Below are 14,933 nucleotides of genomic sequence, written 5' to 3'. Positions count from 1 at the left end.
TGTTGTGGACAACCTCCGGCGTCAGGACGCCGCGGCGGCCGTTTTCGTCGTACCCGAGGAGGATGATGCCGCGCTCGTGTCCGGCTTCGACTCAGTCTTGGTCTCGGTCTTCGCCGGCGTCGTCGCGGTGCTCGACTTGCTCGAGTCGCGCGAGTCGGTGCGGTAGAACCCGCTGCCCTTGAAGACCACGCCGACCGAGCTGAAGACCTTGCGCAGCGCGCCGGAGCACTGCGGGCACACGGTCAGGCTGGGGTCCGAGAACGACTGCACGGCTTCGAACCGGTGGTCGCATTCTTTGCAGGCGTACTGGTACGTAGGCACTGACGGCTCCTTTGCTGGCACTCATCCGACCAGAGTGCTAACCCGATTGTGCTTGAAAGCATTCCCCGAAAGCAATTCCTCGTTGCTCACATCGGCAGCTCGAGCACGCCTCGACCCGGTGTCAAGGCCCCGCTCATGCGCACGTCGTGAGGTTCCCCGGGCAGCCGTTCGACCAGCTCTTCGTCACGGACCACCGCCAGCAGCGTCGCGCCGGCCGCGGCGAACACCAGCGAGCGATCGTAGTGGCCGGCGCCCCGGCCGAGCCGGACGCCCCGGTGGTCCACGGCCAGCGCGGGCACCAGGACCAGCTCGGCCGCCCCCACGGCGTCGCTACCCAGGCGTTTTCCCCCCGGCTCGCGGATCCCGCGGAACCGGCTGGGCACCAGATCGGCCTCGCCCGTGTACTCGGCCCAGTCGAGCGGCTCCGTCCGCGAGAGGATGACGGGCAGCAGCACCCGTGCGCCCCCGGCCGCCAGCGCGTCGACGAACGCTGTCGTGCCCGGTTCGTTACCGAAGGGTAGGTAGGCGCACACGGTGCCGACTGTGACTTTCGACACCACGCTGACCAGCGCGGATGCCTCGCGGGCGTGGGATTCGGCCGTCTGGTCCGCCCGCGCGCGCGTGAGCCGGTCGCGCCACTCCGCCTTGCTCAGGTGCTCATTGCCCAGCGCGTGCATGACCTCACGTTAGGCTTTGCGCCCATGACGGGCGCCGCAACCACCCAGACGTTCAGAACCGCCATCGTGCCTGCCGCCGGCCTGGGGACACGGTTCCTTCCGGCGACGAAGGCCGTGCCCAAGGAACTGCTGCCGGTGGTGGACACGCCGGGGATCGAGCTGGTCGCGGCCGAGGCCGCCGCCGCGGGTGCGGAACGCCTGGTGATCGTGACCTCGCCGGGCAAGGACGCGGTCGTCAAGTATTTCGAGAAGCAGCCCGAGCTGGAGCAGAACCTCGAGGCCAAGGGCAAGACCGAACTGCTCGCCAAGGTGCGCCGCGGGTCGGAACTGCTCGCCGTCGAGACCGCCATCCAGGAGCAGGCGCTCGGCCTCGGCCACGCCGTCGCGCAGGCCGAGCCGAACCTGAAGCCCGACGATGAGGCCGTCGCCGTGCTGCTCCCGGATGACCTGGTGCTACCCACCGGCGTGCTGGAGCGGATGAGCGCGGTCCGCGCCCAGTACGGCGGCAGCGTGCTGTGCGCGTTCGACATCCCGAAGGCCGAGATCTCGCCGTACGGCGTCTTCGACGTCACCGACACCGACGACGAAGACGTCAAGCGGGTGCACGGGATGGTCGAGAAGCCGAAGCCGGAGGACGCGCCGTCGACCTACGCCGCGGCCGGGCGCTACCTGCTCGACCGGGCGATCTTCGACGCGCTGAAGCGGATCACGCCGGGCAGCGGTGGCGAGCTGCAGCTGACCGACGCGGTGGCGCTGCTGATCAGCGAGGGGCACCCGGTGCACGTCGTGGTGCACCGCGGCGGACGCCACGACCTGGGGAATCCGGGTGGTTTCCTGCGCGCCGCGGTCGATTTCGCGCTTGAAACGCCCGAGTACGGTCCATCTTTACGGGCGTGGCTGACGGAACGGATCGGGACAGAGCGCCCATGACGGAATCCCTCGACGCGGCGCGGCCCGAAGTGGCCGGGGACGAGGCCGAGCTGCGCTCGGTGGACGCGCAGATCTCGATGACCTTGGACGCCGCCGTCCGGCCCCAGCCGGTGCGCGTGGCGATCTCCGAGGCCCAGGGCCTGCTCTGCGCCGAGGAGGTGGTCGCCGAGCACGCGCTGCCCGGGTTCGACCAGGCCGCGATCGACGGGTACGCCGTCCGCAGCGTCGACGTCCGCAACGCCGGGCAGGAACCGGTGCAGTTGCCGGTCGTCGGGGAGATCGCGGCGGGTTCGCGCCAGCCGCGGCGGCTCCAGCCCGGTCAGGCCGTGCGGGTCGACACCGGCGCGCCGCTGCCGACGCTCGCCGACGCGGTCGTGCCGCTCGCCTACACCGACGGGCACCAGGCTCGCGTGACCGTGCACCGCTCGGTGCCGTCGGCGGGATACGTGCGCCGGGCCGGCGAAGACGTCCAGATCGGTGATGTCGCGGTCCGCCGCGGCGACACGATCGGGTCGGCGCAGGTGGGCCTGCTGGCCGCCGTCGGCCGGGCGAAAGTCCTCGTCTACCCACGGCCGCGCGTGTCCATCGTGTCGGTGGGCGACGAGCTGGTCGACATCGACCGGACGCCGTCGGTCGGGCAGGTCTACGACGTCAACTCCTACGCGCTGTCCGCGGCCGCCCGGGACGCGGGCGCCGAGGTCAGCCGGGTCGGCATCGTGCCGAGCGAGCCGAAACGGCTGCGGGAGGTCGTCGAGGGCAGGCTGCTGATGTCGGAGATCGTCGTGGTCGCGGGCGGCGCCGGGGGCACCACCGGAGACGAGGTCCACGCCGCGCTGTCCGACCTCGGCCGGATCGACATGACGCGGGTGGCGATGCACCCCGGCTCGGTCCAGGGCTTCGGCAGGCTCGGCCCCGACTCGGTGCCGACGTTCCTCATCCCTGGCAACCCGATGAGCGCGCTGGTGGTGTTCGAGGTGCTGGTGCGGCCGCTGATCCGCGCGGCGCGCGGGACCCGCAACCCGCACCGGCGGATCGTCGGCGCGCGGCTGCTGTCGCCGATCACGTCGACCGAGGGCAGGCGCGGGTTCCTGCGCGGCCAGCTGCTGCGCGACGAGGCCAACGGCGAATACCTGGTCCAGCCGCTCGGCCAGTCCGGGGCGCACCTGCTCGCGTCGCTGGCCGAGGCGAACTGCCTGATCAACGTGCCGGAGGAGCTGACCGAGGTGCCCGCGGGCGAGCAGGTCCAGGTCACCTTCCTGGCACAACGGGCCTGATGAACGCCGTGTCGGGTGTGTCCTACCCGGTCGAAAGCCGGCACCCGGGGTGGCCGGCCCGGCTCGGCTCGCTGCGGGTGCCCGCGGGCGAGGTCGCGGTCCGGCCGGTCCGGCTGCGCGACGCTGGCGAGTGGAGCCGGATCCGGCTCCGGGACCGGGCGCATCTCGAGATGTGGGAGCCCGCCGGCGTCGGCCCGTGGCCGGAACGCAACGCCTTCTGGTCGTGGCCGTCCCAGTGGGCGGCGTTACGTTCGCTCGCTCGGCGTGGTCAGTGCCTGCCGTTCACCATCACCCTGGACGGGCGTCTGGCAGGCCAGATCACTGTCGGTAACGTCATCAGGGCGTCGCTCAGGTCGGCCTGGATCGGCTACTGGGTGTCGTCCGACGTGGTCCGCGGCGGGGTCGCGACGGCCGCCGTCGCGCTCGTCACCGACCACGCCTTCGGCCCGGCCGGGCTGCACCGGCTGGAGGCCACCGTGCGGCCGGAAAACGCCGCCAGCCTGCGGGTTCTCACCAAGGCGGGGTACCGGCAGGAGGGGCTGTTCGAGCGTTACCTCGACGTCGCCGGCGCCTGGCGGGACCACTACTGCTACGCCATCACGCGCGAGGAGACCGGGGCCGGGCTGGTGTCGCGGCTCGTCGCGTCGGGCCGCGCCAGCTACGCCTGAAGGTGATTACCCACCCGGGTCAGTAGCCGCGTTACCACATGCTGTGAGTTTCACCTAATCCGGTGAGGCATTTCCGTGATCGAAACCGGCGAGCCTCCGCCCGATCTGTTACTCCTGTGACTAGCGTGATTCATGGTGGAAGGATCGGGGGAGGTGACGGGAGATGCCCAGCTCCGTGATCATCGTCGCGCTCGCCGCGGCATGGCTCGTCGTTCTCGTGCCCATGGTCGCGCGCCGGCGGCAGCAGGTCGCGAGGACGATCGACTCGGCGCTCGCGGCCAGGGTCGTACGTAGTGGACGCAACGAAGACCGGGAGGAATTCGCCATGTCCGATCCCGGGAGGTCCCGGCCCTCGGTCGAGGACGACCTCGCCGAGCTGGAGGCAGACCTAGAACTCGAAGACGACTTCGACGAGCCGGAACCCGAACCGGAGCCGCTCCCGCAGCCGAAGCGCGGTTCGCGGGCCGAACGCGACCGGCCGGGCTACCGTCCCGGCCGGGGCGGCTTCGACCCCGAAGCCGCCGAGATCGCGGCCCGCGCGAAGTACAGCTTCCGGCAGCGCGTCGTGGTCATCCTGCTGGTGATCGCGGTGGCCACGGCCGTCGTGGCCGGCTTCGTCGTCCCGCTGGCCTGGTGGGGCCACGGCGCGATCGACGTCGTGCTGGTCGGTTACCTCGTGTACCTGCGCCGCCAGGTGCGCATCGAGGAGGAGATCCGGCAGCGTCGGCTCGCCCGCTTCAACAGCACCCGCGCGCCGCGGCGCCCGTCTTCTTCGGCTCCGGCTCCTTCGCCTTCGGCCTCGGTGGAGGAAGAGCGCGCGGAGGTCGAGGACGTCGAGGTCGTGGAGCCGGTCCGCCGCGAGGTGGTCGAGCGCCGCCCGTCCCCGACATCCCGCGTCCGCCGCAGCGCGGTGGTCGTCGACCTCGACGACGAGGACCCGGCGTTCGAGGAGCTCGACGAGCCCGGGACCGGGCCTTACCGGCGTGCGGTCGGAGAGTGACCCCCCTGAGTGAGGTGCTCGTAGGGCACTGCTAAGCTCTACGAGCACAACCAAGGGGCTGTAGCGCAGTTGGTAGCGCGTCTCGTTCGCATCGAGAAGGTCAGGGGTTCGATTCCCCTCAGCTCCACGCTGGAGGGCTTACTAGAACACTGGACCAAGTCCATGCCCGCTAGTAAGACTTCAACATCGTTCATGACACGAGGGGCGTCTCCGGATCCGGAGACGCCCCTCGTGTCATCTTTGAGCAGCGCGGTGGTAGCGCCCGGATCAGGCTTGTCGCTGCTCGCACTCTGGTGGCGCTCCTCGACTGAGCGCAGTGTGGCATACGGCTCTCGCAAGTCGTAGTCGGTGACTTCTTCGTCCTCGATGAAGATGTGCTCGAAGAGAGCCTGGTTGAGTAGCCGCCGTTGCTCGTCGTCGCACCGTCGATATAGGGCCTGCGAGTCATCGAGCAGGGTCAGGCAGAGTTCGACCAGCCGGGCGGCTTCCGAGAGGTCCTCGGTGGTCTCGTCTAGGCGTTCGGTTAGGCGCTGGCGCTGTCGACCGATGTCGCGCAGCTTCTCCTTGATCTTGTCCTGCGGCATTGTCTCGTCGCCGCCGGCGACCAGGTCGATCAGCTTCTCTTCCTTGGTGCCAAGCTCGCGGAGCTGTGCGGTGAGCTGCTGTTGCAGCAGGCGCGTGGCAGCTCGCTCGTCCTGGAGGGTGACAGCGACGTGGGCTCGGGCGTCTGCAATGAAGTCAGGGCTGAACCGGATGGTCGCGTAGTGCGTCTCGACAGCTTCCTCGACGAGTAGGACGTTGATGTGCGGGGCGCTACAGTCGCCGCTCTGCTTGTTCCGGCAGAAGAAGTACGTGTACTCGTAGCCGCGCGAGTTGACCGTGTGCTGGATGATCATGCGCGAAGTTCTGCCGTTCTTCCGGCAGCGGCCGCAGAACAGCGATCCCTTGAGGTAGTGGTGATGCACGCGTCGACGCTCCTTCGCGGCGGTTCGTGAGCTTGCGATGGTTTGGACGTGGTCGAACAGGACAGGGTCGATAAGTGGTTCGTGGCGACCGCGGACCTCTTCGCCCTGATGTGTGACGTAGCCGATGTAGTACCGGTCGCGAAGCATCAGCGACAGCTTGTTGATCGATACCCTTTTGGCCGGCCGCCGCGGTGTCGGTCGGGTGCGCAGGCCGCGCTCGTACAACTCCTCGTCTAGGTCCGCTAGCGTGTAGTCGCCGGTCGAGTACAGCTCGAAGGCCAGTCGGACGAGCGGCGCGCGCTCTGGGTCGACGGCGATCGTGCGGATCTCGCCACCCTCGGGCTTCGGCACACGGACGTTCAGGTAGCCGAGGCGAGCGATACCGACCGTGCCACCGTTCCGGACCTTCTGGCCCATCTTGTAGCTGATGTCCGCGCCGCTTGCCTCAGACTGATACTGGTCGACGGCGTGCAGGATGGTCTCCACCATCGCGCTCTCCGGGCTTTCTCCCATGTCGAGGATGGTGGAGACGACCCGGGTACCAACCTTCTTCAGATCCCGCTTAGTGATGCCTGCGTCGACGCTGTTTCGGAAGACCCGGTTGAAGTGGTAGACGATGACGTAGTCGATGTCCCTGTGGGATTTCACCCAGGCGACCATCTCCTGGAAAGTTGGCCGCTTGTCGATGCTGGTGGCGGTGCGACCGGGCTCTACGAACTCCCGGACGATGTCCGCGTCGAGCTGCTCGGCCTTCCGCTTACCAGCCTCGCGTTGGGCCGGGATCGAGATGCCTTCCGGGTTGTAGTCGGTGTGGACCTGTCCAGGCGTCGATACGCGAAGGTAGAGCACGGCTCGCTTGCGGCGACGTTCGCCAGTCGCGTACCGGGCGACGTTGCGGTTCAAGGCTTGCTCGGTCATGGGACCCTCCCTTCTAGTTGGTGTGTTCGCGTGGGTCAGCCGAAGGACTTTTTTCCAAGGTTGAAGCTGGAAGTAGGGCGAAGGGGAAGCACCGTTGAATCAAAGCTGTGGTCTCGGTCTGGCGAATGAGTCGCAATAGATCGACCCAGACTCGGACTTGGGTGGCTACGGTGAACAAGCGGGAGTCGTCGTTGCAGCAGACCTTGACAGCACCCCATCCGACGACGTGTGCGTAAGAACGTGCGCGTAGGTGGCTGATAACGGGGGTAGAAATCGCGTGTATTTCTGACAACATGTAGCTCTTAAGCAGGGTGTCCTGAGTTCGAGTCTCAGATGGCCCTCCAGGGGTGAGTGCGCGAAATATCGCGCCTTCACCTGTGGAAAAGTCGCTATTGACAGCAGTGTTGACAGCAGCGCCCCCTGTTAGCAGCTGCTCGATACGTTCAAGTGCCTTCGTCTGGCCGCTCAAGTCGCCGTGCTGGTACAGCTGCTGCGTCGTCGTGACGTGAGAGTGGCCGAGGATGAGCTGCGCGTCGCGAGCCGGAACGCCCATGTTCTTGAGGAGTGTCGCGGCTGTATGGCGCGTGTGGTGCACTGTGATGCGGGGCAGGCAGGCCCTCTCGCTGATCTCGTGGAAGGCGCGGACGAAGTTCTTCGGATCGACTGGGGTACCGGTGCTGCTGAGGAACACTAGGTCTTGGTCTCGCTCAACCTGCCGCTCTCGGTAGAGCCCCTCAAACCCTTCGCGGAGCAGCGCCAGCAGTGGGAGGTCCCGTTGTCCGGCTTCTGTCTTCACTGGGCCCAGCTCGAGCTCCGACCCGATCCGTTGCAACTGCTGGGTGACGTGCACGATGCCGCGCTCGAAGTCGAGGTCGCACCAGCGCAGCCCGAGCACCTCACCGCGGCGCATGCCGTAGGCGACCAACATGACGTAGGCGAGGTACCACCGGTGTCCTTCTGCGGCCTGGAGGAACCGCATGGCTTCGTCGAGACTCCAGGGCTGGATCGGCTTGCGCTTCCAGGCCTCCAGTTCGACCAGTTTGGCTACGTTGCGGGCCACTAGTTCTTCGCGCTGGGCACGGCTGAGCGCGGCTCGAAGGACACTCCGCATCAGCTGAACCATTCGAATCGATCGGCCTTGGGTCAGGTGGTCGTTGAGCAGCGTCTGCACCGTCTGGACGGAGAGCTTGGTGAGGCGGACTTTCCCAAGAGTGGGCTTCAGGTAGAGCCGGACGGTTGACGAGTAGAGCTCGACAGTGCGGGGACGGTTCTTCGTCGCTACGACGTCCGTGAGCCAGTAGTCAAGGTAGGCGCCAACGGACCACTCGGTGTCGGGAGTAGGGACGCCGCGTCGAGCAGTAGTGAGCTTGTCTTCGAGGCGGTCGTGTGCTTCGCGGCGGGTTGCGGCGTAGACGTGGATACGCTTGCGTTTGCCGCCCACGGTGTCGACGAATGCCGAGCCGACCCACCGACCGTCGCTGCGGCGGTAGATCGATCCTTCACCGTTTGCCTTGCGGCTCACAGCGACTCTCCCTCGTCGCGTAGCTCCTTGATCAGCGCAGTGAGGTCGGGCTCAGCGATGAGCCGTCGTCGGCCGATGCGGATGGTCTTAAGCCTTCGTCGGTTGATCAGTGCATATACCTGCCATCGGCTTACCCGGAGTCGTTCGCTCGTTTCGGTGACGGTGAAAAGGCGCGGTGGCTCGGGTGCTGCGTTGGCGTTGGGTGCGTCAGTATTTGGTTGGGTCATAGGTGCCTCCTTTCTGTGATCGCTCGCTTTCATACGAGCTGGCTTGTTCGGTGCAGTACTGGGCCATCGCGGCTCGAGTCTCAGCGGGAAGATGGCCGAATTTTGTGTTGATGTAGGACGTGAGGTCTGGCAGCTCGCTTGCTGTGACGTACTCGGCCATGGCGAACAGGTCGGCGAGTGGAACGTCGAGAGCTTTTGCCAGCTGCTTCAAGGTGTACGGGCTGGGTGCGTGGATGCCACCTTGCTCAAGACGCGTGACGGTCCCGCTGTCAATGCCTGCTCTAGCCGCGAGACCACGAGCGCTCAGCTTGCGCTGCGTGCGTAGGTCTCTAAGGTATTCGCCGAAAAGGCGTGCGGCATCGTCAGTCATGTTCGCGAAAGTCTCCGTTATTTGTTTCCCTATTTTACCTCCGTTTGCGCACCAAAGCACCCATTGTTGACAATTCCGCAACAGTATTCCGATTATTGGATTTATTGGACGTCTTGACGCTGCCTGCACAGCGCTGCCGCTAGCGCATGAAGACATGAAACTTCCCATCGAACTCGATGACGTCCCAGGTAGCCCGGACGGTTCGTTCAAGACGCTCTTGATCAAGCGTGACGAAGTCTTCGAAGCCCCATCGCTCCTCGGCTTCCTTGATCGCGTCCATGAAGGGCTTGATCTCAGTCAGCTCATCGACGACGTCGTCCAGGCCAGCGAAGCTGCCGACGTGGAAGTCGTTGAAGCGTTCAACAACGTCGTCAGGGGCTTCGCCTGGGTGCAGCTGGAGGTAAGCCCAGAAGGGTGCGCCGTGCTCTTGTAGTCCCTGTTCGACAGCCGTCGTGGTGTCTGCGGGATACCCAGGACGACCAGCAGGTTGCTTGATCAGGTAGAGCCCGAGCATATCGCAAAGCTCTTTCGTCTGGACGTCGCCGAACTGCGCATGGATCGCCAGTTCGCGAGCGAGCCCAAGGTGGTCGACGCTGCCCGTGACGGCGTAGTGGTGCAGGGTGCCGGGCACCGGGATGCGGTTGGCAAGCTCGCGGGCGATGACCCGGGCGCCCCAGTCGGGGATCTTCTCGCCGACTCCGCCGGCCTCTGTCACCGCGTCGAAGATGACGTCGGCCAAGGCCTCCGGTTGTTGGACGCTTCCGGTGAGGTCGATTTCGCCGGACTCCAGCTTCTCCCGGGCGGGGATGCGTCGGTTCCGGTCATATGGGTTCTGCGGTTGTTGTTCCAAGTAGTACCTCCTTTCGATTCTTGGTGGTGTGCAGGCGGTGCCGTGCGCCGCCTCAACGGGCGAAGACATGAACGGTCCCGTCGGGATCAGTCAGGACGTGCCAGCTGGCGCTAGCGTCCTGGGCGACCGCCTCGTAGTCGAAGACGACATACGGGCGTATCAGCGTGTCGGTGATCCGCCGATCGAGCTCCTGGTGCCAGCCGAGGTTCTCCACGAGGGCCCACGCCCAGGCTTCCTGCGACTGGTAGCTGCCGGTGTAGGAGTCGCGGAACTCGGTGATTCGCGTGCGGTCGTTGCCGACAAACCGGGCCCACGCTGCGAAGGCGCGACCGTGCTCGATAAGGCCGCGAGCAAGGTCCATGATGACCGCGCTGTCGGTAACGGTCGACAGGTCGATGCCGTCGAAGTCCTCCGCGGACCGGATCGTCCACAGCTTGGCGCCGGGTACCGGCGAGCTCGCCAGCATCGCCTCGATGTCCGCGTCGATCTCGCTTGCCGACTGGTCGGCGTCTATCCACAGGCCGTGCTCGATGCCGCGCTCTGTGCTGGCCAGGTCGGCGACGTAGATCCTGGGATGGCGGGCTTGCTGTCGCTCGGAGTCGAAGGTGCGTGGGTGCTCGTCGAACTCGTCGTCGGATTCAGGTTGATGTGGTTGTCTTTCCATTAGGTAGTACCTCCTTTCAAGATGAGTTGTTGGTTCTGGTGGTCGGGCTTCGCCGCCGCTGGCGGATCAGAACCCCACTGGCGATCAGTTGCCGGAACCCCGACGTCGTCACGACCTGGAAGAGTCCGGGCTGAATGGCCTTGTCGCCTGCCAGTGCGGCCTGAAGTGCTCGTTGCCGGGTGACATCCGGCACGACCCAGACCACGGCAGGGAAGAGGCCGTGGCGTACCTGGTGCGCGCCTGTCGCCGCGTAGCGCTGGTAGAGCTTCGCCTTGCGGAGGACGACGGTGGGATGTTCGGTGGCGAGGTCCGCTTCGACGTACCAGTGGTCCTCGTAGTCGCCGCTCACCGTGATGGCGAACAGGTCGGGCTTGAGCCACTCGAGCGTGCCGTGCGGGCCGGCAAAGGAGCGCCAGCAGGACGGTTCAGTCTCGATCCTGACCACCTCGATCACGCCAGCCTCGCCGAGCTCGTGCAGCGTGACGGCAAGTTCGGCGGTGGCAAGGGTGTGCGCCGCGAAGGTGGCTCCCGGCTCGACGAGCCGGCGGCGGTACTTCTTGCCTTCCATGGTGCGGATCAGGCGCTCGCCGGTCGCACCGAGCTGCCAGGTAATGCCGGACGACCCGGCGCGGACGCCACCGATGCGCCGCCCCAGGCGGACGACAAGGTTCTTCTCTTCCAGGCGGGTCAGGACCCGCATGACGGCGCCGGACGCAGCACCGAGGGTGGCGTGCCCGCGGGCGAAGTGCAGTCGCCGGATCTGGGCGGTCGAGAGCAGTCGATGGGTGCTGATCGACTGCAGGATCGAGATGTCCCGTTCCGACAGTTGGAGCAGCAAGCTGGTGACGTCGGTCGGGCTCATGCGCCGTCTCCTCGGTCCGCCCGGTGACCCCCAGATTGGGGGTCAGTCCCATCCCGAGAGGGGAGATGTAGGGGGTATGACCTGCGGGGATGCAGAAGGAGGGACGACACGAAGGTACGGGCGAACATATGGGTGGAGACACTGCTCTTGATGTCAATCCGTCGGTTCATGACGTCCTCCGCTTCCGGCCGATCCGTTCGATCGGTTGAGGTGCTGGTTCGGGGGCAGGCGTGACCACGAGCGCGCCGTCTGGCTCAGAGGTGCTCGGTGGAGCTGTGTCCTCGACAGGGGCGTAGTTGGCCTGCGAAGCCGCGCGGACGATGGCCGGGTCGATCGTGGGCGGCGTCGGTGGCAGCGTCTTGATCAGGGCCCAGCCCGAGGGGTGACCATTCGCGACGAGGTTGGCGTAGGCATGGAACTGGGGCAGAGACTGGAAGTCCTCGGGCGTGAGGTCGCGGGTGAGCTTGGCGGTGTCCCGAGCGTCCTCGTACTCGGTGGCGAACTGGATCTTGGAACGAGCGTTCATGTCGACGGCCCGAGCGAGGGCCGGTGGGAACTGGGAGCGGAACTGGGCGGCCAGGAACCAGCCGACACCGAGTGAGCGCGACACGGCGAGCGCATCAGCCATCGAGACGGGGAGATTCAGGAAGCGCGGTGCCTCGTCGATGTAGATCGTCGCCGGGTTCTTCGCCGCACCAGGGTCGCCAGCGCGCTCCTGCGTGGCCTGCCAGATGTCCGCCACGATCAGACTGCCGAGCAGGCTGGCGGTGCCAGGCCCGATGAGACCCTCGTTGAGCGGCACCAAGACGATCTTGTTCTCGCGGAACAGGTCGCGGAGCCGGAAGCGGCCACGGCGTTGGTCGAGCATCCGGATCAGCGCTGGGCGGAGCAGGAACTGGCGCAGCTTGTTCAGCGGCGGAGCGATCGCGGCTGCCTGCGCTTGAGGTGACTGCCCCTCGTACCACGCCCAGAAGCCGGCCAATGCCACGTCGCTTTGGATGCGGCCGACCTGCTGGCGACGGAACGCCGAGTCAGTGAGCAGCCGAGTCAGGTCAACCAGTGTGGCGGGTTCTTTCGGCGTACTGGCTCTGGCCAGCGTGCGTAGGCACGCAGAGAAGATGTCCTGGGTGCGTGGGCCCCAGCCGTCGCTGAAGACGGCGGCGAAGACCGCCAGGATGCCGTCGACCACGACGTCGGGATCGCGCTGCCCGACGTCGAGCGGGTTGAAGCCGATGGGTGCGAGGTCGCCGGCGTTGAGCTCGACGACGTCGTCGATGCGGTTCTTCGGGATGCGCGCCAAGAGGTCGTCGATCAACTGGCGCTTCGGGTCGAGAACGGCGACGGCGCGGCCCGCCTCGATGTCCGCTTGGATCAAATGCTGAATCGCGGTGGTCTTGCCGGAGCCGCTCGGGCCATAGGCAATCCCGTGGTAGGTCTGATCCTCTGCGGAGATCCCGATCTGACGGTCGTCGCCGGGCGCAGCGCTGATCGCGAAGACCCGCGGGCCGGTATGCACGCCCTGGGCGGCACGCAGTGGTTTGGGATGCAGCGATGGCAGCCCAGGCAGCTCGCCCTCACCGAGCGGCCACGCGAGCAGCCCGAGCAGTTCGGGTACTGCCAGGTGCAACGGCCAGCGCCAGGGCAGCCGCGCGTCGTTGAGTGCTGTCGCTTTCTCCGGCACCAGCGTTACCTGGACGCCGGGGCTGCGTGCGGTGGAGATCGCGCTGAGCATCCCCGTAATGAAGCGCCGTCGCCGATCGGTGTCGCTGCTGGCGGCGCCGAGCCGGATGGTGGCTCGAAAGCCACTTCGGGAGAGCCGGTCCATAAGGCGGTGGCGCGTATCGGAACTAACGGGTCGACCACCGGTAACGAGTGCTCCGAGCAGAGTGCCATTGGGATCGGATGCGTCCTTCGGCACTGATCGCGGGGTGTGCCGCGGGCCGAGGACGACCTGGAGTACCAGCGACTCACCGGCATGGAGGCGGACGGCAAGCGCCGAGAGCAGTGCTAACGCCGTCGCCTCGGCGGTATCCGCGCGAAGCGGCAGGCTCGCGGACTGCAGCCGAAGCTGCCTGGCCACGTCGACAGCTGGGCGCGGGTCGGTGCCGTTCGGAGCGCCGGTGAGGACCGTGCCGGGCAACAGGTCGCCGAGCAGGCGCCGAAGCGGGTGTATGTCGCTGGCACGGCAGCCGAGCAGATGCTGGGTGCCGGCTTCGCTGGCTCGTGCCTCGAAGATGACCCGCGGTTCGTCTCGGTCGGACGCGAGACGTTCGAGGAACCGGAGAACTGCGGAGGACTCGAGCGGACGTGGCAGGTGGAGCTGGGAGAAGACGAGGTGACCAGCGTCAGGCGCCATGGCGACCGCCCTTCTTCGCGGATGGGGGTGAGTCGCTGGTGGGCTGGGCTTCGGCGGCTTGCGCCTGAGCTTCGCGCTCAGCCTCGGCCAGTGCGAGGCCGATAATGGCTTTGGAGAGCTTGCGCATATCCGGTGTATCCCGGCGAACGCTACGGACCCTTAAGCGGCGTTCACGACGCTCCTTTCCGTTCTTACTGGTCTTCTTTGGTGCTGGGCTCATAGATCACCTCACTTTCTCCGTATCGCGCTTGTGCTGCATGGATTCAACACTTGGCAACGGCTTAACTTATTACCTACTTTAGACAAAACGTCAAGATTGTTTGTTTATTTGACAACGCGTGCGCCTGACATGTGTCGGTACGCTGCGGTTACCAGCGAGACCGCCGCCACCGGATGAAGGTGACCACGCACCAGCCGATAAAGGCCACTGCGAGGCCGCCGGCCAGCCAGGGCACGACGGGCTGCAGAAACGCGACCGCCAGGTTGAGCGCGATGGATGCGCCGAGCATCACGAGGCTGGCGTGCAGCAGCCAGGCGAGCGGGTTCTTCGGGCCGCCCTTGTCGTTCACCGAGCACCTCCGTCGGACCGGCGATCGCTGGGAACTGGGTAGCCGCGAATGGTGATGTCCGAGTGGATCTGGTTGCCCCAGACCGACCAGTTGGCGTTGGACGATGGCCGGCGGCGGGCGAACAGTTCCAGGTAGGGACCGGGCGAGACCCGCTCGATGAGGGCGTACTGCTCTTCCGGCTTGTGGGAGTGATCCTGGACCGGAGCGGTGAACCAGGTGGGCTGCGAGCGGAACTGGACCGGGGCCTTGCCCCGGGTACAGAACAGGAGATGCTCAGTCGTGTTACGGAGGTAGGAGCCAAGCCCGATCCGGAACTTCACCCAGGTGAGCGGCGAGCGCACCGTGAAGCCCCAGCTCGCGGCGACGTCGTAGCCGTCGCGCAGCGTGGCGTTCGTGACCCACAGCCAGAGGTGCGCGTTGTTCTCGGCGAGATCCCCGACGGGCATCGCCTTGATGCGCTCCAGCGTCATGAGCTGGTAGTGACGCCCGGCGCCGTAGCCTCCTTTTTGGAGGACATCCCACGGCGGGTCAGCCAGGATGGTTCGGAACTGCTTCGGCATGGCGGGTAAGATCTCGTTCGTTGTTGTCACGCATGACTCTCCTTTCTCTTCCTGGACCAGCGCCGGGGTGAGGTGCCAGCCAGGTATGTGGCTATTTATGGACGACGAGTGGTAGGGAGGGAAACCATCGGTTCGGTCGAAGTTTCGGGCGAATGTTCGACCGAATCGACGGTGTCCTTCTGGGATGGAACGTCTTAGGT

At 66.3% G+C, this 14,933-nt stretch carries 16 protein-coding genes, 1 tRNA gene and 1 pseudogene; 5 read left to right on the top strand and 13 right to left on the bottom strand.

Going from position 1 to position 14,933, the window contains the following annotated elements; genetic code table 11:
• Positions 1–21: 21 nt before the first annotated feature.
• Both CF165_RS23795 and CF165_RS23790 read right to left on the bottom strand, forming a co-directional pair.
• Positions 22–321, bottom strand: a complete 300-nt coding sequence (locus CF165_RS23795) for an FmdB family zinc ribbon protein (RefSeq protein ID WP_093949755.1) — start codon at positions 319–321, stop codon at positions 22–24.
• 86 nt (positions 322–407) lie between these two features.
• Complete coding sequence (locus CF165_RS23790; protein WP_093949754.1) at positions 408–998, bottom strand: 5-formyltetrahydrofolate cyclo-ligase; 591 nt, start codon at positions 996–998, stop codon at positions 408–410.
• Positions 999–1,022: 24 nt separating this feature from the next.
• On the opposite strand from CF165_RS23790, the gene CF165_RS23785 reads away from it, so the two are divergent.
• The 5 genes from CF165_RS23785 (at position 1,023) to CF165_RS23765 (ending at position 4,997) form a co-directional block, all read left to right on the top strand.
• Complete coding sequence (locus CF165_RS23785; protein WP_093949753.1) at positions 1,023–1,928, top strand: UTP--glucose-1-phosphate uridylyltransferase; 906 nt, start codon at positions 1,023–1,025, stop codon at positions 1,926–1,928.
• Entirely contained in the window at positions 1,925–3,202 is a 1,278-nt protein-coding gene (gene glp, locus CF165_RS23780; protein WP_093949752.1) for a molybdotransferase-like divisome protein Glp, read from the top strand. Before CF165_RS23785 ends, glp begins: the two co-directional genes overlap by 4 nt.
• Entirely contained in the window at positions 3,202–3,870 is a 669-nt protein-coding gene (locus CF165_RS23775; protein ID WP_093949751.1) for a GNAT family N-acetyltransferase, read from the top strand. The genes glp and CF165_RS23775 overlap by 1 nt, the downstream gene beginning before the upstream one ends.
• Before the next feature lie 163 nt (positions 3,871–4,033).
• A complete protein-coding gene (gene sepX / locus CF165_RS23770; RefSeq protein WP_093949750.1) occupies positions 4,034–4,870 on the top strand; it encodes a divisome protein SepX/GlpR in 837 nt (278 codons plus the stop codon).
• Positions 4,871–4,924: 54 nt separating this feature from the next.
• Positions 4,925–4,997: transfer RNA gene (locus CF165_RS23765), tRNA-Ala, on the top strand.
• A 649-nt stretch (positions 4,998–5,646) separates the two neighbouring features.
• Here the strand turns inward: CF165_RS23765 and CF165_RS53820 are convergent.
• The 11 genes and pseudogenes from CF165_RS53820 to CF165_RS23705 all read right to left on the bottom strand — a co-directional run.
• A pseudogene (locus CF165_RS53820) lies at positions 5,647–6,753 on the bottom strand (recombinase family protein); the annotation flags it as partial.
• Between the two features lie 13 nt (positions 6,754–6,766).
• The gene (locus CF165_RS23750) at positions 6,767–8,275 is read right to left on the bottom strand and encodes a tyrosine-type recombinase/integrase (protein WP_093949749.1); all 1,509 of its coding nucleotides are present in this window, start codon (positions 8,273–8,275) and stop codon (positions 6,767–6,769) included.
• Entirely contained in the window at positions 8,272–8,502 is a 231-nt protein-coding gene (locus CF165_RS53815) for a helix-turn-helix domain-containing protein (RefSeq protein WP_093949748.1), read from the bottom strand. Before CF165_RS53815 ends, CF165_RS23750 begins: the two co-directional genes overlap by 4 nt.
• Positions 8,483–8,872, bottom strand: a complete 390-nt coding sequence (locus CF165_RS23740) for a helix-turn-helix domain-containing protein (protein WP_158226821.1) — start codon at positions 8,870–8,872, stop codon at positions 8,483–8,485. The genes CF165_RS53815 and CF165_RS23740 overlap by 20 nt, the downstream gene beginning before the upstream one ends.
• Positions 8,873–9,011: 139 nt before the next feature.
• On the bottom strand, positions 9,012–9,722 hold the full coding sequence (locus CF165_RS23735) for a hypothetical protein (protein WP_093949746.1): 711 nt from the start codon (positions 9,720–9,722) through the stop codon (positions 9,012–9,014).
• 52 nt (positions 9,723–9,774) lie between these two features.
• On the bottom strand, positions 9,775–10,386 hold the full coding sequence (locus tag CF165_RS23730) for an antirestriction protein ArdA (protein ID WP_093949745.1): 612 nt from the start codon (positions 10,384–10,386) through the stop codon (positions 9,775–9,777).
• 16 nt (positions 10,387–10,402) lie between these two features.
• Positions 10,403–11,248: a replication-relaxation family protein gene (locus tag CF165_RS23725; protein ID WP_093949744.1), complete on the bottom strand. Its 846-nt coding sequence runs from the start codon at positions 11,246–11,248 to the stop codon at positions 10,403–10,405.
• A 166-nt stretch (positions 11,249–11,414) separates the two neighbouring features.
• Positions 11,415–13,604 (bottom strand): type IV secretory system conjugative DNA transfer family protein, encoded by a 2,190-nt coding sequence (locus tag CF165_RS23720; protein ID WP_143268649.1) that lies wholly within the window; start codon positions 13,602–13,604, stop codon positions 11,415–11,417.
• The gene (locus CF165_RS52100) at positions 13,594–13,731 is read right to left on the bottom strand and encodes a hypothetical protein (RefSeq protein ID WP_205660950.1); all 138 of its coding nucleotides are present in this window, start codon (positions 13,729–13,731) and stop codon (positions 13,594–13,596) included. The genes CF165_RS23720 and CF165_RS52100 overlap by 11 nt, the downstream gene beginning before the upstream one ends.
• Positions 13,732–13,972: 241 nt before the next feature.
• On the bottom strand, positions 13,973–14,173 hold the full coding sequence (locus CF165_RS23710; RefSeq protein WP_093949742.1) for a hypothetical protein: 201 nt from the start codon (positions 14,171–14,173) through the stop codon (positions 13,973–13,975).
• Positions 14,170–14,763: an MT-A70 family methyltransferase gene (locus tag CF165_RS23705; RefSeq protein ID WP_205660949.1), complete on the bottom strand. Its 594-nt coding sequence runs from the start codon at positions 14,761–14,763 to the stop codon at positions 14,170–14,172. The genes CF165_RS23710 and CF165_RS23705 overlap by 4 nt, the downstream gene beginning before the upstream one ends.
• Positions 14,764–14,933: the final 170 nt, after the last annotated feature.

Source organism: Amycolatopsis vastitatis (assembly GCF_002234595.1).
In the GTDB taxonomy this organism is placed as follows: domain Bacteria; phylum Actinomycetota; class Actinomycetes; order Mycobacteriales; family Pseudonocardiaceae; genus Amycolatopsis; species Amycolatopsis vastitatis.
The sequence above is the reverse complement of the archived record's forward strand: the minus strand, read 5'-3'. Positions and strand labels throughout refer to the sequence as shown.

What these genes read in the sequence shown, in the direction of transcription:
- CF165_RS23720 (WP_143268649.1), bottom strand. Translation starts at nt 13,604, where the DNA reads ATGGCGCCTGACGCTGGTCACCTCGTCTTCTCCCAGCTCCACCTGCCA.
- sepX (WP_093949750.1), top strand. Translation starts at nt 4,034, where the DNA reads ATGCCCAGCTCCGTGATCATCGTCGCGCTCGCCGCGGCATGGCTCGTC.
- CF165_RS23740 (WP_158226821.1), bottom strand. Translation starts at nt 8,872, where the DNA reads ATGACTGACGATGCCGCACGCCTTTTCGGCGAATACCTTAGAGACCTA.
- CF165_RS23725 (WP_093949744.1), bottom strand. Translation starts at nt 11,248, where the DNA reads ATGAGCCCGACCGACGTCACCAGCTTGCTGCTCCAACTGTCGGAACGG.
- CF165_RS23775 (WP_093949751.1), top strand. Translation starts at nt 3,202, where the DNA reads ATGAACGCCGTGTCGGGTGTGTCCTACCCGGTCGAAAGCCGGCACCCG.
- CF165_RS23790 (WP_093949754.1), bottom strand. Translation starts at nt 998, where the DNA reads ATGCACGCGCTGGGCAATGAGCACCTGAGCAAGGCGGAGTGGCGCGAC.
- CF165_RS53815 (WP_093949748.1), bottom strand. Translation starts at nt 8,502, where the DNA reads ATGACCCAACCAAATACTGACGCACCCAACGCCAACGCAGCACCCGAG.
- glp (WP_093949752.1), top strand. Translation starts at nt 1,925, where the DNA reads ATGACGGAATCCCTCGACGCGGCGCGGCCCGAAGTGGCCGGGGACGAG.
- CF165_RS52100 (WP_205660950.1), bottom strand. Translation starts at nt 13,731, where the DNA reads ATGCGCAAGCTCTCCAAAGCCATTATCGGCCTCGCACTGGCCGAGGCT.
- CF165_RS23730 (WP_093949745.1), bottom strand. Translation starts at nt 10,386, where the DNA reads ATGGAAAGACAACCACATCAACCTGAATCCGACGACGAGTTCGACGAG.
- CF165_RS23785 (WP_093949753.1), top strand. Translation starts at nt 1,023, where the DNA reads ATGACGGGCGCCGCAACCACCCAGACGTTCAGAACCGCCATCGTGCCT.